This window comes from Arenimonas fontis (assembly GCF_008386465.1).
GTDB lineage: Bacteria > Pseudomonadota > Gammaproteobacteria > Xanthomonadales > Xanthomonadaceae > Arenimonas > Arenimonas fontis.
In genome coordinates this window covers 238,034-260,384 of sequence record NZ_VUOD01000001.1, presented here as the reverse complement: position 1 = coordinate 260,384, position 22,351 = coordinate 238,034, and the positions used below count along the sequence as shown (strand labels likewise).

The 22,351-nt window shown below is 71.4% G+C and carries 14 protein-coding genes; 12 read left to right on the top strand and 2 right to left on the bottom strand.

Features of this window, described 5'->3' with window-relative positions; genetic code table 11:
* Positions 1–54 precede the first annotated feature (54 nt).
* On the bottom strand, positions 55–681 hold the full coding sequence (locus F0415_RS01185; protein ID WP_149859366.1) for an L-threonylcarbamoyladenylate synthase: 627 nt from the start codon (positions 679–681) through the stop codon (positions 55–57).
* Between the two features lie 98 nt (positions 682–779).
* Between F0415_RS01185 and F0415_RS01180 the strand changes: the two genes are divergently transcribed.
* The 7 genes from F0415_RS01180 to F0415_RS01150 all read left to right on the top strand — a co-directional run bounded on the left by F0415_RS01180 (position 780) and on the right by F0415_RS01150 (position 9,736).
* On the top strand, positions 780–1,079 hold the full coding sequence (locus F0415_RS01180; protein ID WP_149859365.1) for a YciI family protein: 300 nt from the start codon (positions 780–782) through the stop codon (positions 1,077–1,079).
* On the top strand, positions 1,076–1,366 hold the full coding sequence (locus F0415_RS01175; protein ID WP_425457797.1) for a BolA family protein: 291 nt from the start codon (positions 1,076–1,078) through the stop codon (positions 1,364–1,366). The genes F0415_RS01180 and F0415_RS01175 overlap by 4 nt, the downstream gene beginning before the upstream one ends.
* A gap of 216 nt (positions 1,367–1,582) precedes the next feature.
* Positions 1,583–5,080 carry a chromosome segregation protein SMC gene (gene smc / locus F0415_RS01170; protein ID WP_149859364.1) on the top strand — a complete coding sequence of 1,166 codons (3,498 nt, stop codon included), beginning with the start codon at positions 1,583–1,585 and terminating at the stop codon, positions 5,078–5,080.
* Between the two features lie 75 nt (positions 5,081–5,155).
* Positions 5,156–5,914 carry a cell division protein ZipA gene (gene zipA, locus F0415_RS01165; protein ID WP_149859363.1) on the top strand — a complete coding sequence of 253 codons (759 nt, stop codon included), beginning with the start codon at positions 5,156–5,158 and terminating at the stop codon, positions 5,912–5,914.
* A gap of 7 nt (positions 5,915–5,921) precedes the next feature.
* Entirely contained in the window at positions 5,922–8,048 is a 2,127-nt protein-coding gene (gene ligA, locus F0415_RS01160; RefSeq protein WP_149859362.1) for an NAD-dependent DNA ligase LigA, read from the top strand.
* A gap of 46 nt (positions 8,049–8,094) precedes the next feature.
* Positions 8,095–9,063 carry an EF-P lysine aminoacylase EpmA gene (gene epmA / locus F0415_RS01155; RefSeq protein WP_149859361.1) on the top strand — a complete coding sequence of 323 codons (969 nt, stop codon included), beginning with the start codon at positions 8,095–8,097 and terminating at the stop codon, positions 9,061–9,063.
* 112 nt (positions 9,064–9,175) lie between these two features.
* Positions 9,176–9,736, top strand: coding sequence for a DUF3011 domain-containing protein (locus F0415_RS01150; protein ID WP_149859360.1), 561 nt, complete (start codon positions 9,176–9,178; stop codon positions 9,734–9,736).
* Here the strand turns inward: F0415_RS01150 and F0415_RS01145 are convergent.
* On the bottom strand, positions 9,664–10,449 hold the full coding sequence (locus tag F0415_RS01145) for a hypothetical protein (RefSeq protein WP_149859359.1): 786 nt from the start codon (positions 10,447–10,449) through the stop codon (positions 9,664–9,666). The genes F0415_RS01150 and F0415_RS01145 overlap by 73 nt on opposite strands.
* Before the next feature lie 76 nt (positions 10,450–10,525).
* On the opposite strand from F0415_RS01145, the gene mtnA reads away from it, so the two are divergent.
* The 5 genes from mtnA to F0415_RS01120 all read left to right on the top strand — a co-directional run bounded on the left by mtnA (position 10,526) and on the right by F0415_RS01120 (position 22,348).
* Positions 10,526–11,569, top strand: a complete 1,044-nt coding sequence (mtnA, locus tag F0415_RS01140) for an S-methyl-5-thioribose-1-phosphate isomerase (RefSeq protein WP_149859358.1) — start codon at positions 10,526–10,528, stop codon at positions 11,567–11,569.
* A 244-nt stretch (positions 11,570–11,813) separates the two neighbouring features.
* Positions 11,814–14,435 carry a DNA gyrase subunit A gene (gyrA, locus tag F0415_RS01135; RefSeq protein WP_149859357.1) on the top strand — a complete coding sequence of 874 codons (2,622 nt, stop codon included), beginning with the start codon at positions 11,814–11,816 and terminating at the stop codon, positions 14,433–14,435.
* A 77-nt stretch (positions 14,436–14,512) separates the two neighbouring features.
* Complete coding sequence (locus F0415_RS01130; RefSeq protein ID WP_149859356.1) at positions 14,513–16,579, top strand: PDZ domain-containing protein; 2,067 nt, start codon at positions 14,513–14,515, stop codon at positions 16,577–16,579.
* Positions 16,576–17,358: a hypothetical protein gene (locus F0415_RS01125; RefSeq protein WP_149859355.1), complete on the top strand. Its 783-nt coding sequence runs from the start codon at positions 16,576–16,578 to the stop codon at positions 17,356–17,358. The genes F0415_RS01130 and F0415_RS01125 overlap by 4 nt, the downstream gene beginning before the upstream one ends.
* An 88-nt stretch (positions 17,359–17,446) precedes the next feature.
* Complete coding sequence (locus tag F0415_RS01120; protein WP_149859354.1) at positions 17,447–22,348, top strand: alpha-2-macroglobulin family protein; 4,902 nt, start codon at positions 17,447–17,449, stop codon at positions 22,346–22,348.
* Positions 22,349–22,351 lie beyond the last annotated feature (3 nt).

Below are 22,351 nucleotides of genomic sequence, written 5' to 3'. Positions count from 1 at the left end.
GGTTCTCGGGGTCCCCGCCCGGGAGGCGCCCGCGGGAGCGGGCGCCTGGCTGTTTCAAAGCGCCACGGGATGGAAACCCTGGCGCACGAGGACGGGCTCCTCGCCCGTGCAATCCACGATGCTGGTCGGCCCCGGCTCGCAATCCCCGGCGTCCAGCATCAGGTCCGCCCAGCGCAGCCAGCGTCCGGCGACATCCTCGGCCCCGTGGCTGGCCGGGGCCTCGTCGCCGGGCAGCACCAGGCTGGTAGACAGCAGCGGTTCGCCGACGGCTTCCAGCAGGGCCTGGCTCACGCGATGGGCGGGCAGGCGTATGCCGATGTCGCGCCGCTTGCTGCGGCCGCTGTTCCTGATGCGCTTGGGCAGATCCGCGGAGGCCGGAAGGATGAACGTGCAAGGCCCCGGGGTCAGCGATCGCATCAGCCGGAAGGCCCGATCGTCGAGCCGGGCCAGGCGGCCGGCCTCACTCAGTTGGCGACAGAGTAAGGTGAAAGGATGCCGGCTGTCCAGTTCGCGCAGGCGCAGCACCCGTTCTTCCGCTTCCCTGGCGTTCAGGCCCCAGGCCAGGCAGTAGCCGGCATCGGTGGGGGCCAGGGCGAGGGCGCCGTCGCGGATGCGCTCGGCCGCCTTTTCAATCAGGCGTGCCTGGGGTGTGACAGGATGGATCTGCCAGCGTTCGGCCATGCGGCATCATGCCGTGCACAACGCGGTGCGCACAGCCCCGGCTTCCCGAGGTCCGGTGGCTTGGTCGATACTGCTGCCTCCCGGCTGGAGCAGATGTCGTGTGGTATTTCATCCTCGGACACGATCACGAGCATTCCCTGGCCGCACGCCAGGCCAGCCGGCCTGCCCATCTGGCGCGGCTCGAGGCCCTGCGCGAAGCCGGCCGGCTGAAGCTGGCCGGACCCTTGCCGGCCCTGGATGCCGAGGACCCCGGGCCGGCCGGTTTCACCGGCAGCCTGATCGTGGCGGAGTTCGCCAGCCTGGAAGAGGCGAAGGCCTGGGCCGAAGCGGATCCCTACGTCGCCGCCGGGGTGTATGCCCGGGTCGAGGTCCGGCCGTTCCGGCCGGTATTGCCGTGAGCCTGCCGCGCGAGCAGCGTCCGGTCGCGATCCGGGCCGCCCTCGAGGCGGCGCTGGCGCCGCTGGTTCTGGAGGTTCGCGACGACAGCCACAAGCATGCCGGCCACGCCGGTGCCCGCGACGGCCGTGGACATTTCCACGTGCGCGTGGTCAGTCGGGCCTTTGCCGGCCTCGCTCCGCTGGCCCGCCACCGGCGGGTCTACGCCGCCCTGGGGGAGCTGATGCAGACCGACATCCACGCGCTGTCCATAGACGCCCGGACCCCGGAGGAGGTGGGGCTGGGCTAGGCTCGCCGGACGGTGTCGGTGGCAAGGGGTCTGGGCCTTGCCGGGGCGCTGCTATACTGCCGCGAAGCTCCGGCTGGGGCGCCGCGCACTCCAAGTAAAATCAATAACTTGTAGTGACACGCGGCCGGTCCGGAGACACCCCATGAACCCAGCAGCGGGGCGTGACCTGCGCCCCGTGGCCGGTGCCCTCGCCCCGGCCGCCCGGAAACCCGACGCATGCGCCTGTCCACCATCAAGCTCGCCGGCTTCAAGTCCTTCGTGGACCCGACGGTCCTGCATCTGCCCACCAACATGACCGGCATCGTCGGTCCCAACGGCTGCGGCAAGTCCAACATCATCGACGCGGTGCGCTGGGTCATGGGCGAGAGTTCGGCCAGCCGCCTGCGCGGCGATTCGCTGACCGACGTGATCTTCTCCGGCAGCTCGGCGCGCAAGCCGGTCAGCCAGGCCACGGTCGAGTTGATCTTCGACAACAGCGACGGTGCCATCGGCGGCGAATATGCCCGTTTCAACGAGATCTCGGTCAAGCGCACCGTCAGCCGCGACGGCCAGAGCAACTACTACCTCAATGGCGCCCGTTGCCGTCGCCGCGACATCACCGACCTGTTCCTCGGCACCGGCCTGGGGCCGCGCAGCTACTCGATCATCGAACAGGGCATGATCAGCCAGATCATCGAAGCCCGGCCCGAGGACCTGCGCGTGTACCTGGAGGAGGCCGCCGGCATCTCCAAATACAAGGAGCGGCGCAAGGAAACCGAAACCCGCATCCGCCACACCCGCGAGAACCTGGATCGCCTCAACGACCTGCGCGAAGAGGTGGACAAGCAACTCGAGCACCTCAAACGCCAGGCCCGCGCCGCCGAGCAGTATCAGGCCCTGCAGGCCGAACGCGTGGTCAGGGACGCGCAGCTCAAGGCGCTGGAATACCGGCGCCACGACGCCGAGCTCAAGGGTCTGCGCGAGGCGCTGACCCAGGACGAGATACGGTTGCAGGCCGTGCTGGCCGACCAGCGCAGGGCCGAGGCGCAGATCGAGGAATGCCGTGCCCGCCACGTCACTGCCTCCGAGGCCCTGGGCAAGGCCCAGGCAGAGGTCTACCGGGTCGGTGGCGAGCTGGCCCGCATCGAACAACAGATCCAGCACCAGAAGGAACTGCGCCAGCGCCTGGAGAAGGCCCGCGCCGAGGCCGACGCCGCCTTCGCCGAAGTCGGCGAGCACATCAGCGGCGACGAGCGCCAGCTGGCCGAGCTGCACAACGCCATCGCCGCCGACGAGCCGCGCCTGGCGCAGCTGCAGGCCCAGGACGCCAGCCGCCAGGAGGCCCTGCGCGTCGCCGAGGCGGCGCTGCAGGACTGGCAGCAGCGCTGGGACACCTATGCCCGTGCCCAGTCCGAAGCCGCGCGCTGGGCCGAGGTCGAGCGCACCAAGATCGAATACCTGGAGAAGCAGGCGCTGGAAGCCGGCCGCCGCCGCGAGGCGCTGGCCGTCGAGCGCAGCGGTCTGGACACCGCCGCCATCGTGTCGGCGCTGGAAGAGATGCGCAGCCAGCACGACCGTCAGAAGGCCGGCCTGGATGGCCTGGCCAGCCAACTGGAGCAACGCAAGGCCGCCCTGACGGCGCTGCAGGATAGGCAGCGGCAGCAGCAGGCCGAGCTTGCCGAGGTGCGCAAGCACAGCCAGGCCGCCCGTGGCCGCCTGGCGTCGCTGGAAGCCCTGCAGCACGCCGCCCTGGGTCAGGAAAAGAACGCCGCCCTGGACTGGCTCAAGGCCCAGGGCCTGGACGGCCAGACCCGCCTGGGCGAGGCCCTGGAGGTGGAGCCGGGCTGGGAGACCGCCGTCGAGACCGTGCTCGGCAGCCTGCTGGAAGCGGTGGCGGTGGATGCGCCGTTGGACTATCTCGAGGCCCTGGCCGGCCTGGGCCAGGGCCGCGTCGCCCTGGTCGGCGCCGCCCGCGGCGGTTTCGAGGCGCCGGCCGGTTCCCTGGCCGCGAAAGTGCAGGGACCGGACGCCGTGCGCCGCCTGCTGGCGCGCGTGCGCGCCGTCGAGGACATGGCCGCCGTCCGTTCGCTCAGCCTGGGCGAGGGCGAGGCCGCCGTCACCCGCGCCGGCGAATGGCTGGGCCAGGGCTGGCTGCGCGCCATCCGCAGCGGCGAGGCGCAGCAGGGCGCCCTGGCGCGCGAGCGCGACATCCAGGGCCTGCGTGCCGAGATCGAAGCGCTGGCCAGGCGCGAACAGGAACTCAACGAGTCCCTCGCCGGCCTGCGCGACCGCCTGCTTGAGGCCGAGCAGCATCGCGAGGACGCCCAGCGCAGCCTCTACCTGGCCCACCGCAGTGTCTCCGAGCTGGCTGGCCAGCTGCAGGGCCAGCAGGGCAGGCTGGAATCGGCCCAGGCCCGGGCCGCCCGCATTGACGGCGAACTGGAAGCCCTGGCGGCGACGCTGGAGGAGTCGCAGGCCAATGCCCGCGAGGCCCGTGCCCGCCTGGAGCAGGCGGTGGCGAAGATGGGCGAGCTGGAAAACGAGCGTCAGCGGCTGGACGCCCAGCGCCGCGAGCTGAGCGAGCAGCGCGACGCCGCCCGTCAGGCCGCGCGTGAAACCCGTGAGGCCGCCCACCAGCTGGCCCTCACCCTGGAATCGCAGCGCGCCCGCGTGGTCGCGCTCAGCCAGTCACTGGCCCGCATGGGCAACCAGAAGGCGCAGCTGGAAGTGCGCCTGAACGAACTGAAGGCCCAGCTGGCCGAGGGCGACGCGCCGGTGAAGGCGCTGGAAGCCCAGCACCAGGCCACGCTGGAGCAGCGCGTCAGCGCCGAAAAGGCGTTGGCCGCCGCCCGCTCGCATCTGGACGGCATCGAGGGCGAGATGCGCGAGCTGGAACAGAGCCGGCAGCAGCGCGACCAGGAAGCCCTGGCCCAGCGCGAGGCCATCACCAGCCGCCGGCTGCAGGAGCAGGCGGTGGCACTGCGAGCCAGCCAGCTGGCCGAGGCGATCGCCGGGGCCGGCCAGTCGCTGGAGGAGGTGCTGGCCGGCTTGCCCGAGGATGCCGCGGTCGAGCCCTGGCAGAAAGCCCTGGCCGACATCGAGGCGCGCATGCGCCGGCTGGAACCGGTCAACCTGGCCGCCATCCAGGAGTACGGCGAGCAGTCCCAGCGCAAGCAGTACCTGGATTCCCAGCACGCCGACCTGACCCAGGCCCTGGAAACCCTGGAGGAGGCGATCCGCAAGATCGACCGCGAGACCCGCGGCCGCTTCAAGGAAACCTTCGACCGGGTCAACGCTGGCATCCAGGAACTGTATCCGCGCCTGTTCGGCGGCGGCCATGCCTACCTGGAGCTGACTGGCGAGGACCTGCTGGACACCGGCGTGGCGATCATGGCCAGGCCGCCGGGCAAGCGGGTCAGCAACATCTCGCTGCTTTCCGGCGGCGAGAAGGCGCTGACCGCGGTAGCGCTGGTGTTCGCCATCTTCCGGCTCAACCCGGCGCCGTTCTGTCTGCTGGACGAGGTGGACGCGCCGCTGGACGAGGCCAACGTCGGCCGCTTCAGCAGCATGGTCACGGAGATGAGCGAAAAGGTGCAGTTCCTGTTCGTTACCCACAACAAGGCGACCATGGAGGCCGCCAGGCAGCTTTCGGGCGTGACCATGCGCGAACCCGGCGTCAGCCGCCTGGTGTCGGTGGACCTGGCTGAGGCCACGCGCCTGGCCGGCGCGGCCTGACCGCAGCCGCGAATTCGGGCATCATTTCGCGGGTTGGCCGCGCCCGCGCGGCCGGATGGCGGCAGGGAGGGAGCCATGTTCGACGGACTCAGCGAGACCGCGTTGCTGCGCATCGCCATCGGCGCGGCCGCCGTCGTCCTGTTCGCGGTCATCATCCTGACCAGTCGCCGCCGCCCCGGCCAGGGTCAGCGTGCCGCCGGCACCCGCGGCAGCCGCGACCGGCAGGAGCCAACCCTGCGCGAGATCCTCGAGGCCGACGCCGGCGCCGGCGGGCAGGAACCAGCCGTGGAGCAGGGAGAGCTGGACCTGCTGGAGAAGACCCTGGCCGGCGAGCCTGTGCCGGACCGCCGTCCTGCGGTGGCGGCGCCCGGGGCCCGGCCTGGCGGGAACTTCGACAAGATCGTGACCCTCTACCTGGCGGCGCGCGCCGGCCAGGCCTTCCATGGCCCAGACCTGGTGGTGGCGGCGGAGAAGGCCGGGCTGGTGTTCGGCCACATGAACGTCTTTCACCGGCTGGTTGACAACCACCCGGAGCAGGGGCCGGTGTTCAGCGTGGCCAACCTGGTCAAGCCGGGATCCTTCGACATGGCCCGAATCCAGGACTTGCGCACGCCGGGCATCAGCTTTTTCATGGCCCTGCCGGGGCCGCTGCCGGCCCTGGATGCCTGGGACGCCATGCTGCCCACCGCCCAGCGCATGGCCGAGCTGCTCGATGGCGTGTTGCTGGACGAGGAGCGCAACGCGCTCGGCCGCCAGCGCATCGCCCACATCCGCGAGGACCTGCGCGGCTACGACCGCAAGCAGCAGAAGTGGGACCTGCGCACCACCCGCTGACGCAGCCATGAGCGAACCTGCCGCGCGCGTCGCCGAGCTTCGGCGGCTGATCGAGGACGCCAACTACCGCTATCACGTGCTCGACGATCCGGCAATCCCGGACGCCGAGTACGACGCCCTGATGCGAGAGCTGGAGGCGCTGGAGCGCGAGCATCCGGAGCTGGCCGCGGAAGATTCGCCTACCCGGCGGGTCGGCGCGGCCCCGTCCTCGGCCTTCGCGCCGGTTCGGCACGAAGTGCCGATGCTGTCCCTGGGCAATGCCTTCTCCGACGAGGAGGTGGCCGACTTCGTCCAGCGCATCGCCCGCGAGCTGGGCGAGCCGGAGCCGGAATTCTCGGTCGAGCCCAAGCTGGACGGCCTGGCGATCAGCCTGCGCTACGAGCAGGGCCTGTTCGTGCGCGGCGCCACTCGCGGCGACGGCGCCACCGGCGAGGACGTCACCGCCAACCTGCGCACGGTCAAGGCCATCCCGCTGCGCCTGCGCGGAGGACAGGTTCCGGCGGTGCTGGAGGTGCGCGGTGAGGTCTACATGCCGCGGGCCGGCTTCGAGGCCTGGAACGCCCGCATGCGCGAGACCGGCGGCAAGGTGCTGGCCAACCCGCGCAATGGCGCTGCCGGTTCCCTGCGCCAGCTCGATCCGAAGATAACCGCCAGCCGGCCGCTGGCCTTCTTCGCCTATGGCCTGGGCGTGGTGGAAGGCTGGACGCTGCCGGCCAGGCATTCGCAGACCCTGCGGGCGCTGCGCGAACTCGGCTTCCCGGTTTCGCCGGAAGCCGGCACCGCCCGCGGCCTCGGCGGCCTGCTGGCCTATTTCCGCGCCGTCGGCGAGCGGCGCGATTCGCTGCCCTATGACATCGACGGCGTGGTCTACAAGCTGGACCGCTACGACCAGCAGAAGGCCATGGGCTTCGTCTCGCGGGCGCCGCGTTGGGCGATCGCGCACAAGTTTCCGGCCCAGGAGCAGCTGACCACGGTCGAGGCGATCGAAGTTCAGGTCGGCCGTACCGGCGCGCTGACGCCGGTGGCCCGGCTGGCGCCGGTGCAGGTGGGCGGGGTCACCGTCACCAACGCCACCCTGCACAACGCCGACCAGATCGCCCGCCTGGACGTGCGGGTGGGCGACACGGTGATCGTACGCCGCGCCGGCGACGTGATTCCCGAAGTGGTGCGGGTGGTCGAGGAGCGCCGGCCGCGCGACCGCCGCGGCCGTCCCCTGCACCCGCCCTACGAGTTCCCGGACCGCTGCCCGGCCTGCGGCTCGCACACCGAGGCGGTGCGCAAGGTGCTGCGCCAGACCAGGGCCGGCGTCGAGTACGCCGAGGGCGCCACCATCGTCTGCACCGGCGGCCTGTACTGCCCGGCCCAGCGCAAGCAGGCCCTGGTGCATTTCGCCTCGCGCCGGGCCATGGACATAGACGGCCTGGGAGAACGTTACATCGAGGCCTTGGTGGATTTCGGCTACGTGAAAACGGTAGCCGACCTGTACGCCCTCACCCTGGACGATTTCCTGGAGATGAAGCGCCGCGCCGACGAGCGCGACGGTACCGTGCCGGAGACGGTCAGAGCCGGCAAGATCGCCACCCGCTGGGCCGAGAACCTGGTGGAGGCCATCGCCGCCAGCAAGGCAACGACCCTGGAGCGGCTGCTGTTCGCCCTGGGCATCCGCGACGTCGGCGAGTCCACGGCGCGCACCCTGGCGCGCTGGTTCGGCGCCCTGGAACCGATCATGGCGGCCAGCGAGGCCGAGCTGGTGGAGATACCCGACGTCGGCCCGGTGGTGGCGGCGCGCATCGCCGGCTTTTTCGCCGAGCCGCACAACCGCGAGGTCATCGCCGCGCTGCGCCGGGCCGGCGTGCACTGGGCGGAAGGCGGGCCGCAACGGGCGGCCGAGGGGCCGCTGGCCGGCCGTACCGTGGTGCTGACCGGGGCGCTGTCCTCGATGTCCCGCGACGAGGCCGGGGCACGCCTGCAGGCGCTCGGGGCCAAGGTGGCCGGCAGCGTCAGCAGGAAGACCAGTTTCGTGGTCGCCGGCGAGGCCGCGGGTTCCAAGCTGGACAAGGCCCGCGAGCTGGGCATCGAGGTCTGGGACGAGGACCGCCTGCTGGCCTTCCTGAACGGACACGGAGCCGCTTGACGGCCGTCACGCCGGCGGCCCGGATGCCGGCGTAGCCTATTGCGTCATGAAGGACTGGAAACCCACCGCCAAGCCGGAGGCCCTGCGCCTGCGCGCCGAGCTGTACGCGATGATCCGCCGCTTCTTCGCCGAGCGCGGAGTGCTCGAGGTGGAAACGCCGATCCTGTCGGCCGCCGGCAATACCGAGCCGAACATCGAGAGTTTCCGCCTGCGTTTCGAGGGTCCGAAAGGCGCCGGGGCCCCGGAGCGCTGGTTGCGCACCTCGCCGGAATTCCCGCTGAAGCGCCTGCTGGCCGCCGGCGTCGGTGACTGTTACGAGCTGGGCCGGGTGTTCCGCAACGGCGAGGTGGGCAAGCGGCACAATCCCGAGTTCACCATGCTGGAATGGTACCGGGTCGGCTGGGACCATCACCGGCTGATGGACGAAACCGCCGAGTTGCTCAAGGCTGCCCTGGCCCTGGCCGGTCGCCGGGCCAGCGTGCGCGAGACCAGCTTCCGGCAGCTCTACCTCGACCACTTCGGCTTGGATCCGATGACCGCCAGCGAGGCCGAGCTGCGCGCGCCGCTGTCGGTCTACGACATAGATCCGCGCGGTCTGTCGCGGGACGACTGGCTGGATCTGTTGATGACCCACCTCGTCCAGCCCGGCATCCCGGCCAACCGCATCCTGCTGGTCTACGACTGGCCGGCCAGCCAGTGCGCGCTGGCGCGGATCCGCCCGGGCGATCCGCCGGTGGCCGAGCGTTTCGAGGCCTATGTCGGCCCGCTGGAGGTCGCCAACGGCTACCACGAACTCCGGGATCCGGTGGAACAGCGGGCACGCTTCGAAACCGACCTGCGCCGGCGCCAGGCCAGGGAGGCGACATTGCCGCCGATGGACGAACGCTTGCTGGCGAGTCTGGGCAAGCTGCCCGATTGCGCCGGCGTCGCCCTCGGCGTGGATCGGCTGCTGATGGCACTGCTCGGCACCGACAAGGTGTCCGACGTGCTGGCCTTCCCGTTCGAACGGGCGTGAATCGCCCCTGAGCGCTTGCCGGCGCCGGGTGGCGGATTGCCCGGCGATTCATCCCCGGCTGCCCAGACTCGCGGCGACGGTCCGTGGAGGACCGCTGCCACGGAGTCCTGCGATGAAGTCGATCTCCTTTCGTCCCGCCCTGTTTGCCCTTGCCGCCATCCCCGGCATCGCCGGCGCCTGGCATGGGGACCGCCATGGCGACGGGCCGCCGTCCGGCCGCTACATCGTCGACTGCGCCTCGATCGACCATCGCGACCGTTATTGCCCCGCGGACACCCGCGGCGGCGTACGTCTGCTGAAGCGCGATTCGAAGGCGGCCTGCGTGCCCGGACACACCTGGGGTTACGACCGCGGCGGTATTTGGGTGACCGGCGGCTGCCGGGCCCGGTTCGAGGTCGGCGGCGGCTACCGCGGCGGCGGGTACGGCCGTGGCCATGGCGGCTACGATGACGGTTACGGCGGCCAGGGTTACGGTCACTACGGTCCGCGCGTCGTGCGCTGCGAGTCGGTGGAGCACCGCCCGCGCTTCTGTCGCGTGCCCGGCGGCGTGCGCGGCGTGCGCGTCGAGCGTCGTCTGAGCAAGGCCGGCTGCGACTACGGCTACAGCTGGGGTTTCCTTCGCGACGGCATCTGGGTCGAGCGCGGCTGCCGGGCCGATTTCCTGGTCTTCTGAGCCGTGCGTGGGCGGGCTCCGGTTTTCGGTGGCGTGGCCGGCGCCGGCTCGATCAGTCCCGCCAGCCGTCGGCCCAGGGCACCGGCCAAGCGCACCGGTGGCAGGGCAAGCGACAGCGCCTCGGCACTCCAGTCGCGTAGTGTGGACGGAGCCAGGCGCAGGGCATCGGCGAGCGGCGCCGGCAGCCAGTCGACGCCTGCCTGGCGAATGCGGCAGACGCTGTCCGCATAGCGGCCGGCCGCCCAGGTCGCGGCCACCGCCCGGGCGGTGGCGGTCACCAGCGGTTCCAGCGGCGTGTAGCGCACCAGGGGGCCGCTGAGCGCATCCGGCAGCCAGCGTGAGAGCAGGGCGCGCAAGCCTTCCTGGCTGGCCAGCGGCGCCATCACCGCCTGGGTCTGGGCCACCGCCAGCACAGCCTCCAGCTCCCAGGCCGCCGGCTTGAGGCCATGACGCCGGTATATCGCCTTGATCAATCGGCGCTGGATGGATTCCACCGATTCACTGCGGGCGGCCCGGCGCAGGCCTGCCGGCAGCAGCGGCCGCAGCAGCGGCGCCCGCTCCAGACCGATCTGCAGGGCTGCGCCGGCGCCGGCCTTGACGCAGGCGGTGTGCAGCAGCGCTTCGGTGCCGGCCTCGCCCGGGCCGCGTCCGGAAGCGGCGCCGGCCCGGCGCGGACCGGCGGCACGACTTGGGGAGGCGGGACGACTGGCCATGGCGGCAGCATACACGCGGGTCCCGGCCGCCCCGGCTTGTTAGACTCGCGCCCCCCTTCCGCAGCGCAGGCCAGGCATGGATTTCGACCGCTACGACCGCATTCGCCCGATCCGCTGGCAGGGCGACCGCCTGAACCTGCTGGACCAGCGCCGTCTTCCCTTCGAGACGGTCGTGTTGGAATGCCGGGACAGCGACGCCGTGGCCCAGGCCATCCGCGACCTGGTGGTGCGCGGCGCACCCGCCATCGGCATCGCTGCCGCATGGGGCCTGGTCCTGGCGGGGCAGAGCACCGAGGCGGCCGACGGTCGCGAGGCCCTGGCGCGGCTGGGCCCGGATCTGGCCCGCCTGCGCGCCGCCCGCCCGACCGCCGTCAACCTGATGTGGGCGCTGGACCGCATGGCGCGCGTGCTGGCCGGCGCCGGCGCCGACTGGCGGGAACGCCTGGAGCGGGAAGCGCAGGCGATCGCCGACGAGGATCTGGCCGCCAACCGGCGCATGGGCGCGCTCGGCGCGGCGCTGATCGCGCCCGGCAGCGGCGTGCTGACCCACTGCAACACCGGCTCTCTGGCCACCGCCGGCTTCGGTACCGCCCTGGGCGTCATCCGCGCCGGCGTCGCCGAAGGCCGCATCGCCCGGGTGTTCGCTTCGGAAACCCGGCCTTGGCTGCAGGGTGCGCGCCTGACGGTATGGGAACTGCTGCAGGACGGCATCGCCGCCACCCTGATCGCCGATGGCGCCGGCGCGCACCTGATGAACACCGGGGCCGTGCAATGGCTAGTGGTCGGTGCCGATCGCATCTGCGCCAACGGCGATACCGCCAACAAGATCGGCACCTATGCCCACGCCATCGCCGCCCGCCATCACGGCGTCCGGGTGATGGTGGTGGCACCGTCCTCGACCGTGGACATGGCCACTGCCCGCGGCGAGGACATCGAGATCGAACTGCGCGACCAGGCCGAACTGCTGTCGGTCTCCGGCCTCCGCACCGTGGCCGAGGGCGTGCAGGCCTGGAACCCGGTCTTCGACATCACCCCGGCCGGCCTGATCGACGTCATCGTCACCGAGCGGGGTGTCGTCGAACGGCCCGATCCGGCCGCGATGGCCCGGCTGTTCGGTTGAGATCGCGCCGGCGCGCCCGGCTACCCGGGCAGGGACCCCGGCAGCGGCCGCAGCCCTGTCGCGGCGGCTGCCGAAGGCCGCTGCAAGGGTTTGGAATCAAGGGCTTGGGGCAGCGGTTCAGCGGGCGTTTCTGCTAGAATCGGGCACTTCCGGCCCGGTGCCGCGGCAGGCCCGCGGCGCGTCCCGCGCCGGAGTCCGCGCCGCCCCCGACGCGGGCCCCAGAAACCCGGATTACGGACGATAAATGGCAGACCTCGCGAAGGAAATCATCCCGGTAAACCTCGAAGACGAGATGCGCAGGAGCTACCTCGATTACGCCATGAGCGTGATCGTCGGCCGCGCCCTTCCGGATGTCCGCGATGGTCTCAAGCCGGTGCACCGCCGTGTCCTGTTCGCCATGAACGAGCTGGGGGCGCACGCTGGCAAGCCCTATTACAAGTCGGCGCGCATCGTCGGCGACGTCATCGGCAAATACCACCCGCACGGCGATACCGCCGTTTACGACACCCTGGTGCGCATGGCCCAGCCGTTCTCGCTGCGCTACCTGCTGGTGGACGGCCAGGGCAACTTCGGCTCCATCGACGGCGACGCCCCGGCGGCCATGCGTTACACCGAGGCGAGGATGTCCCGGCTCAGCCACGAGCTGCTGGCCGACATCGACAAGGAAACGGTCGACTTCCAGCCCAACTACGACGAGAAGGAACTGGAGCCGACGGTCCTGCCGACCAGGGTGCCCAACCTGCTGGTCAACGGTTCGGCCGGCATCGCCGTGGGCATGGCCACCAACATCCCGCCGCACAACCTCGGCGAGGTGATCGACGCCACCATCGCCCTGATCGACGACCCCGACGCCAGCATCGGCGACCTGATGCAGCACATTCCCGGTCCGGATTTTCCCACCGCCGGAATCATCAATGGCTCGGCCGGCATCCATGCCGCCTACCACAGCGGCCGCGGCCGGGTGCGCATTCGCGCCCGCGCCGAGATCGAAGTCAACGAGGACAGCGGCCGCGAAGCCATCATCGTCACCGAGCTGCCCTACCAGGTGAACAAGGCGCGGCTGATCGAAAAGATCGCCGAGCTGGTGAAGGAAAGGAAGATCGAGGGCATCAGCGAGCTGCGCGACGAATCCGACAAGGACGGCATGCGCGTCTACATCGAGGTCAAGCGTGGCGAGAGCGCCGAGGTGGTGCTCAACAACCTGTACGCGCAGACGCCGATGGAGTCGGTATTCGGCATCAACATGGTTGCCCTGGTGGACGGCCGGCCGCAGACGCTCGACCTCAAGCAGATGCTGGAGGCCTTCGTCAGGCACCGCCGCGAGGTGGTCACCCGCCGCACCATCTTCGAGCTGCGCAAGGCCAGGGCGCGCGCCCACATCCTCGAGGGCCTGACCGTCGCCCTGGCCAACATCGACGAGATGATCGAACTGATCAAGACCTCGGAGAGCCCCGCGGTGGCCAAGGAGCGCATGCTGGCGCGCCGGTGGCAGCCGGGCCTGGTCGGCAGCCTGCTGGCCGCCGCCGGTGCCGAAGCGTCCCGCCCGGAGGACCTGCCGCCGGGCGTCGGCCTGCTCGAGGGCCACTACCAGCTCACCGACACCCAGGCCCAGCAGATCCTGGAAATGCGCCTGCACCGCCTGACCGGCCTGGAACAGGAGAAGCTGACCGAGGAGTACCGGCAGCTGCTGGACGCCATCGGCGAGCTGATCGGCATCCTCGAGAGCCCGGAGCGCCTGCTGCGGGTGATCCGCGACGAACTGCTGGCCCTGCGCGCCGAGTACGCCGATCCGCGCCGCACCGAGATACGCGCTTCCGAGGAAGACCTGGACATCCTCGACCTGATCGCCCCGGAGGACGTGGTGGTCACGCTGTCGCACGCCGGCTACGCCAAGCGCCAGCCGCTGAGCGCCTACCGGGCGCAGCGGCGCGGCGGCAAGGGCCGTTCGGCCACCGCGGTCAAGGAGGAGGATTTCGTCGAGCGGCTGTGGGTGGTGAACACCCACGACACCCTGCTTGCCTTCACCAGCACCGGCCGGGTGTTCTGGCTGAAGGTGTACCAGCTGCCCGAGGCGGGGCCGAATTCCCGCGGCAGGCCGATCGTCAACTGGATCCCGTTGCAGGAAGGCGAAAAGGTGCAGGCGGTGCTGCCGGTGCGCGAGTTCGACGACCAGCACTACGTGTTCTTCGCCACCCGCAACGGCACGGTCAAGAAGACGCCGCTCAGCGACTACTCGCGGCCGCGCGCCACCGGCATCTGGGCCATCAACCTGGACGAGGGCGACGGCCTGGTGGACGTCCAGCTGACCGACGGCGGCTGCAACGTCATGCTGTTCGCCAGCAATGGCAAGGCAGTGCGCTTCGATGAGGCCGAGGTCCGGCCGATGGGCCGCACCGCCACCGGCGTCCGCGGCATCCGTCTGACGGCGGATGAGCAGGGTCGGCCGGCCCGGGTGGTCAGCCTGATCGTGCTGGACGGCGAGGGCGACATCCTGACCGCCTGCGCCAATGGCTACGGCAAGCGCACGCCGGTGGCCGAGTTCCCGCGCAAGGGTCGCGGCACCCAGGGCGTGATCGCCATCCAGACCAGCGAGCGCAACGGCGAGCTGGTCGGCGCCATCCAGCTGACCGAGCGGCACGAGATCCTGTTGATCTCCGACCAGGGCACCCTGGTGCGCACCCGCGCCGCCGAGGTCAGCCAGGTCGGCCGCAATACCCAGGGCGTGACCCTGATGCGGCTGTCCGAGGGCGAGCAGCTGATCGCCGTGGAGCGTGTGGACGAGCTGGGCGGGGACGAGGGCGTCGAGGGCGCCAGCGAAGGCGACGGCGGCACCGCAGGGGCCGCCCAGCCGCAGCCCGAGCCCTGAGGCCGGGCCTCGTGCAAGGCCGCGCGGAACTCGCCGCGCCGCCTGTACCCTAAATCCCGTCTTTCCTGGAGGAGGTCATGCGCGTGCATCGAACCGTTGCGGCCGGACTGGTCGCGCTCCTGTTGGGGATGGCGCCCGGGGCGGCGCTGCCGGCGCAAGACGAGTCGGCGCCGGCCGCGACCGGCGACGCCGAACGCATGGCCGCCGCCCGCGACCGGGTCCTGCCGGTGGTCGTCAGCATCCTCACCGTGCGCGAGGACTTCCAGCAGGGCGAGCCAGTGCTGACCGTCTCCAGCGGCAGCGGCACCGTCGTAACGGCCGAGGGCCACGTCGCCACCAATGCCCATGTCACCCAGAACGGGCGCAGCTTCCGGGTGGTATTCGCGGACGGCCGCGAGTTGCCTGCGCAACTGGTCGGCGAGGACAGCTTGTCCGACCTGGCCGTGCTGAAAGTGCAGCCACCGGCGCCGGAAACCTTTGCCCACGCCGAGTTCGCCGAGCGCCTGGATCTGCGCCCGGGCGACACCGTGCTGGCCATGGGCGCGCCCTGGGGCCTGTCCAACTCACTCAGCGCCGGCGTGGTGAACAATCCGCGCCGCCTGCTGGTTTCGCTGTTCGACGACGAGGCCGACTACGAGGATCGTCTCGGTGCCGACCAGCCGACCGGCCGATACTACGCCTGGATCCAGCACGATGCCGCCATCGCGCCCGGCAACTCCGGCGGTCCGCTGGTGGACCTGCACGGCCGCATCGTCGGCGTCAATACCCGCGGCATGATCTTCGGCGGCGACCTGGCCTTCGCCATTCCCGGGCCCGACGCCGCCGTGGTCGTTCGCGAGCTGATCGGCAAGGGGCGGATCGAGCGGGCGCATCTCGGTTTCCGGCTGCGCTCGCTCAAGGGGACGGGGTTCGAGCGCGGCGTGCTGGTGAACGCGGTCGAGCGCGGTTCGGAAGCGGAACAGGCCGGGCTGCGACCCGGCGATCGCATCCTCGGCCTGGACGGCGACAGGGTGGACGCCCCGCAGCCGGTGGACGTGCCGGCCCTGCAGCGGCGCATCGCCGAACTGCCGATCGGGCACCGGGTGAGGCTGGACATCGAGCGCAAGGGCAGGCGCGAACGGCTGCTGCTGACCGCCCTTGCGCAACCGCCCGACCGCGGCGAGGAACGCGCCTTCCTCCCCTTCGGCGCTTCGTTGGTGGAGTTGACGCCGGCCATGAGCCGGCGCCGGCAGCTCGACACCGAGTCCGGCTTGCTGGTCACCGGTGTCCGGCCTGGCGGTCCGGCGGCGATCGCCCGACCGGCGCTGCAGTCGGGTGACGTGATCCGTGCCGTCGACGGCCGGCCGGTCGCCAGCCATGCCGACCTGGAGGCATTCGCCGTGCCCGGGCCCGGCCGCAGCCTGGTGGTTGAATTCCATCGTGGCGCCGAACGCCGGCTGACGGCGCTGGTTCCGGTGTACGGGGACCGGGTGCGGACGCCGCTGCCGGAGCTGCCCAAGGCCTGGGCCGGCGTCGAGGTTCAGGCGGTGACGGGGTCCCTGGCCCGCGAACTCGGCCTGCCCGGCCCTGGCTACCGGGTCACCCGCATCTATCCCGGCAGCCCGCTCGGCCAGGCCGGCGCCCGAGTGGGCGACCTTCTGAACGCGCTCGAAGGGCAGCCGTTGCTGCCGGCCAACGACAACAACGCCGACGGCTTTCACCAGCGGGTGCGGGAGCTGCCGATCGGGCACCGGGCCCGCTTCCTGGCCTTGCGCGAGGGGCGGGAGCGGCACCTGGAAGCCGATCTGGCCGCGGCGCCGGCCGACGCCTCGGCCCTGCGCACGCTGTCGCAAAGCCTGCTGCGCGCGCAACTGCGGGAACTTGGTTTCTACGACCGCGTGGCGCGCCAGTTGCCGGCCACACAGGCCGGGGTGTTGGTGGATGGCGTGGAGTCCGGCGGTCCGGCCGGCCTGGCCCATCTCAAGACCGGCGATCTGATCGTCCATCTCGGCGACCAGCCCGTCCGCGACCTGGACGGCCTGGCGGCCGCGCTGGATGCGGCCCTGGGCGAGGGCAATGGCCGGGTGATCCCGCTGCAGGTGATTCGCGGCGCGGAAACGCGCATTCTCTACCTCGAACGCTACTGGCTCACGGAGACCCGATGAAACTCGCCGCCCTGTTGTTGCCCCTGGCCCTGCTCGCCGCCCCCGTGCCGGGGGTTGCCGCGGAAGAGTTCGAGGACTACCGGGAGATATACCGGGACCTGGCCCGCCGGCACGGTGACGCGGTGGTACCGGTGAAGTTCGTGATCAGCGTGCCTGACGGCGCCAACCAGCAGCGGATCGAGGACCGCACCCAGGGACTCCTGGTCAGCACCGACGGCCTGGTGCTGGTGCCGGCCCGTGCGGTCAGCGTGGACCTCGGCATCTTCGGCGGTGGCGGTCCCGGGCAGGCCGCGCCGATGGCGACGTCCAGCGAGTTCCGGGTACGCCTGCCCGGCAGCGAGGAATGGCTGGACGCCGACCTGGTGACCCGCGACGGCGAGCTCGGCCTGGCCTGGCTGCGCTTGCGCGAAACGCCCGGCAAGCTGCCGTTCGTGGATCTCAGCCAGGGCGCCAGGGCCGAGCCCGGCATGGTGTTCTTCTCGTTGCTGCGAACCTCGGACGAGTGGGGTGGCGTGCCGGTGTTCCGGCCCGGCCTGGTGCTGGGCGAAACGCGCACGCCGACCTTCCGCCTGCTGGTGGACGGGGTGCCCGGCATGGCCTTCTCGCACGACGGCCGGCCGATGGGCTTCGTGGACGTGGACCTGGCGTCGCTGGCCCGTCAGGGCAATACCGGCATCGGTCTGGACATGGCCGACCTGGTGCTGCGCATGACGCCAGTCGAGCGCGTCGCCGCTGCCACCGCCCAGGCGGCCCGCCTGCCCGTGGTGCGCGCCGACTGAGCGACGCCCGCCCGCATCCTGCCATTCCGTCGCCACATGCCGGCCAGGCGGCCGGCCTATACTGGCCGCAGCCATCGCGGAGTCGGCCATGGAAGCGAAATCCTCCCGGGGAATCCTGCGCGGCGGTGCCGCCTTCGCGCTCGTCCTGCTGCTGGCGCTGACGGCCTGCCGCCGTGACGAGGCACAAGTGCCGGAACTGCAGCGAACTGCGGTGGATGCCCGGCCGCAGGTCGAGGGTTTCGCCCTGATATCGGCCGGGCACGGTCGCCAGGACGGGCAGCCGGCGATCCAGCTGGAGTTTTCGCGAGCGCTGGCGGCCGGTCAGGACTTCGACGCACTGTTGTCCGTGCAGGGACCCGGTGGCGAAGCGGTCAGGGGCAGCTGGGTGCTCGACGAGGGGGCGAAGATCCTGCGCTTTCCTTTCGTCGAACCAGGCCGAGATTACCGAGTGAAGCTGCGCGCCGGTCTGGCCGCGGCCGACGGCAGCACCCTGGGCGCCGACCTCGAACGCAGCGTCAACACCGGTCCGGTCGAGCCGGCCGTGGCCTTCGCCTCCCAGGGCAGCGTGCTGCCGGCACGCGACACCCGCGGCTTGCCGGTGGTGTCGGTGAACGTGCCGGAGGTGGACGTCGAGTTCCTGCGGGTGCGCGAGCGCGAGCTGGCCAACTTCTTCGGTTCCTACCAGCGCGGCGGCGCCCGCAGCGGCTGGGATCTGAGCGAGGCGCGCTGGATGGACCGGGCGGCGATCAACCGCCTGGCCGATTCGGTCTACCTCAACCGCTTCGTGCTGGGCGGCGGCGAGAACGAGCGCCGGCTCAGCTTCCTGCCGGTGCAGAACATACCGGAGCTGCAGGAACCGGGCGTGTACTTCGCGCTGATGCGGCGGGTGGGAGATTACGAGGGGACCTTCGAGACGGCGATATTCTTCGTCTCGGACCTGGGCCTGCATCTGCGCGCCTACGGCGACAGGGTGCTGGTGCATACCGCTTCCTTGCGCTCCGGCGAGCCGATCGGCGACGTGGCCCTGGAGATACTCGGCCGCAAGGGCGAAACCGTGCTCAAGGCCAGCACCGACGGCGCCGGCAATGCCCTGATCGCCTACACCCTGGACGCCAGCCATGCCCTGGTGGCGCGCAGCGGCAACGACGTTTCGGTACTGCCCTTCAACCAGCCGGCCCTGGACCTGTCCGAGTTCGCCGTGGCCGGCCGGCCACAGGCCTGGTTCGATGTGTTCGCCTGGTCCGGCCGCGACCTGTACCGGCCGGGCGAGACCCTGCGGCTTGCCGCCCTGATGCGTGACCACGACGGCCGCGCCGTGCCGCCGCAGCCGCTCTACCTCAGCCTGCGCCAACCCGACGGCAAGGTATACCTGGAAACGCGGCTGGATCCGGGCGAGGGCGGCTACCTGGAGTGGAGTCACGCCCTGCCTCCGGAGGTGCCCACCGGCCGCTGGCGGGTGGAGTTCCGGACCGCGCCGGGCGCCGGCGAGGTGGTGCAGGGCATGAGCCTGAGGGTCGAGGAGTTCCTGCCCGAGCGCATGAAGCTGGAGCTGGACAGCCCGCAGCCGGGCCTGATGCCGGGCCAGGCCCTGGAGCTGCGCGTGCGGGCCGCCTACCTGTACGGTGCGCCCGCGGCCGGCAACCGTTTCAGCGCCAAGCTTGCGGTCCTGCACGAAGCGCATCCGGTGCAGGCCCTGCCTGACCACCATTTCGGCGACCCGACCCTGGCCTTGCCCCGGGATGCCAGGGATGTCCTGGACGAGGCTCTGGACGAACGGGGCGAGCTGGCCCGCGACCTTGCCCTGCCCGAAGAAGCGGCCGCATCGGGCGCGCCCCTGGCCGCCGTGCTCACGGGCAGCGTCTACGAAAGCGGAGGACGCCCGGTCAGCCGCAGCCTGAAGCGGGTGGTGTGGCCGGCCGCGCATCTGGTGGGCGTGCGTCCGCTGTTCGACCTGAAGGAAGGTGCGCCGGCCAACGGCGTGGCCGGCTTCGAACTGGTGCGCAGCGATGCCGCCGGCGCGCTTTCGGCCGCCGAGGTGGAGGTACGGCTGGTGCGCGAACTGCGCGACTACCACTGGTTGCGCACCGACGCCGGCTGGAGCTTCGACTACACCGCCCGTTACCAGACGGTGGACACACGGCCCTTGCGCTTGCGCAGCGATGGCGGCGAGCGGGTGGATTTCCGGGTGGAGTGGGGTGAGTACCGGCTGGAAGTGACCGATCCGGCGACCGGCCTGGTGACCCGGCTGCCCTTCGTCGCCGGCTGGAGCTGGGACAACCAGAACCGCGGTCTGGACGCGCGTCCGGACAAGGTGAAACTGGCCCTGGACAAGACCGCCTACCGCGCCGGCGACACCCTGAAGGTGACGGTGACGCCGCCGCAGCCCGGGCCGGGCTTCCTGGTGGTGGAAAGCGACCGGCCGCTGCACCTGCAGCCGTTGCTGGCCAAGTCCGGCGAGACTTACGAAATCCCGGTCACGGCCGAGTGGGAGCGGCACGACGTTTACGTCACCGCCGTGGTCTTGCGTGGCGGCTCGGCCTTGGAGAAGACCACGCCCGCCCGCGCCGTCGGCGTCGCGCACGTGCCCATGGACCGCACTGACCGACGTATCGCGGTCGAGATCGAGGCGCCGGCCCAGGCCAGGCCCGAGCAGACCCTGCCGGTGACCGTGTCGGCGCCGGCCCTGGCCGGCAGAACCGCATGGGCCACGGTGTCGGCGGTGGACCTGGGCATCGTCAACATCACCCGCTTCCCGGTGCCGGACGCGGCCGGGCATTTCTTCGCCCAGCGCCGCCTGGGCGTGGAAGCGCGCGACCTCTATGGACGGGTGATCGAAAGTTACGAGGGCGAAAGCGCACGCCTGCGTTTCGGCGGCGACATGGCGCTGCCGCCCCTGCCGCAGGCACGCCGGCCCACCGCGCGCGTGCAGACGGTGGACCTGTTCACCGGTCCGGTACGCCTGGACGCAGGGGGCCGGGCCACGGTCGAGGTGCCGGTGCCGGATTTCAACGGCACCCTGCGGGTCTCGGCCCTGGTGTTCGGCGAGGACAGCTACGGCCAGGCCAGTCGCGAGAGCGTGCTGCGGGCCCCGCTGTTGGCCGAGCTGAGCGCGCCGCGAGCGCTGGCCCCCGGCGACCGCAGCACGGTGACGGTGGACCTGCAGAATTTCACCGGTGCCGCCGGCGAATTCACCGTGCGCCTGGAGGCGGGCGGCCCGCTGAGCGTCGCCGAGGGTCGGCGCCGCCTGCACCTGGAACCCGAGGGCAGGCAGACCCTGCAGTTCGCCCTGGGAGCCGGCGAGGGCGCCGGCATCGGCACCCTGGTGCTGAGCGCGGAAGGCGGCGGACATGCCGTGCGCCGCAAGTTCGAGGTGCCGGTGCGGCCCGCCTGGGGCGCGGTCGCCCGTTCGCAGGCGCGTTCGCTGGCGCCGGGCGAACCCCTGGTCTTTGGCAGCGAGGCCGCCGCGGGATTGCTGCCGGGAACGGTGTCGGCGCGCCTGAGCGTGACCGCCGATCCGCCCTTGCCCTTGGCGCGCGCACTGCAGGACCTGCTGGACTACCCCTACGGCTGCGTCGAACAGACCACCACCCGCGGCTACGCCGCCCTGCTGCTGGACGAGGCCAATGCCCGCCGCCTGGGTTTCCCTGGCCTGGACGAAGGCGAGCGCAGGCGCCGTCTGGAGGCGGCCTTCAGCCGCCTGCAGGCGCTGCAGGTCGGCAACGGCCACTTCAGCTTCTGGGGCGGCAGCGAGACGGTGCCGGTGCTGACGCCCCATGTCGCCGAGTTCCTGCTGTCGGCGCGCGAGGCCGGTTTCGCCGTGCCCGAGGGCCTGTTGCAGAAGAGCCTGGAGCGGCTGGGCGAGGATCTGCTCACCGGTGGCTTGCCGTTCTACGCCTACGACCACCCCGAACACCTGCGCCTGGCCTACCAGGCCCATGCCGGTTACGTGCTGGCGCGCCTGAACCGGGCCCCGCTGGGCACCCTGCGCGCCCTGCACGACAATGAGCGCGGCAAGGCCCTGACCGGGCTGCCACTGGTGCACCTGGGCCTGGCCCTGGCCCTGCAGGGCGACGAAGCCCGGGCGGCGGTGGCAATCCGTGAGGGACTGGCCAAGGTGTCCGAGCGCCCGCGTTGGCTGGGCGACTACGGCAGCGAGCTGCGCGACGAGGCGATGATGCTGGCCCTGCTGCGCGAGCACGGCCGCGGCACGCCGGAGCAGGAGCAGCGCCTGCTGGCGCTTTCGCGCGAGTTGCAGGCCCGCACCGACCGGCCCTACTGGTTCAGTACCCAGGAGCGCCTCGCCCTTGCCCGGCTCGGACGGAGTCTGGTCCTGGACGGCGAACGCAGCTTCTCCGGCACCCTGACCGTGGGCGGCGAGACCCTGGAGCTGCCGCCCGACCGGATCTTCGGTCGCGATTTCTCATCGGAGCAACTCGCCGCCGGCGTGCGTTTCCTGGCCCGGGCCGAGGTGCCGGTGTTCGCGGTACTGGACCTGGCCGGCGTGCCGCGCGCGGCGCCGCCGGCCGACGACAGCAAGGTCAGTGTGGTCCGTCGCTGGTACCGTCCCGACGGCAAGCCCTGGCAGCCCGGGCCGCTGCGCGAGGGCGAAGTGCTGGTGGTCGCCTTGCGGGTGGAGGCGCGCGAGAACATGCCCGATGCCCTGGTCGAGGACCTGCTGCCGGCGGGCCTGGAGCTGGAGAATCTCAATCTGGCCGATCCGGCCCAGTGGGCCGAGGTCAGCATTGACGGCGTCAGGCTGGCCGAGCGCGGCAATGCCGCCGAACTTCAGCATGAGGAATACCGCGACGACCGCTACGTGGCCGCGCTGCGCCTGTACGCGGGCCAGCCGGCGCATCTGTTCTACCTGGTGCGGGCGGTGACGCCCGGCAGCTACCAGGTGCCACCACCGCGGGTCGAGGACATGTACCGGCCGGAGCTGCGCGGGGTCGGCCGGGCCGTGCCCGGGACGATCACCGTCACGCCGCCCTGACGC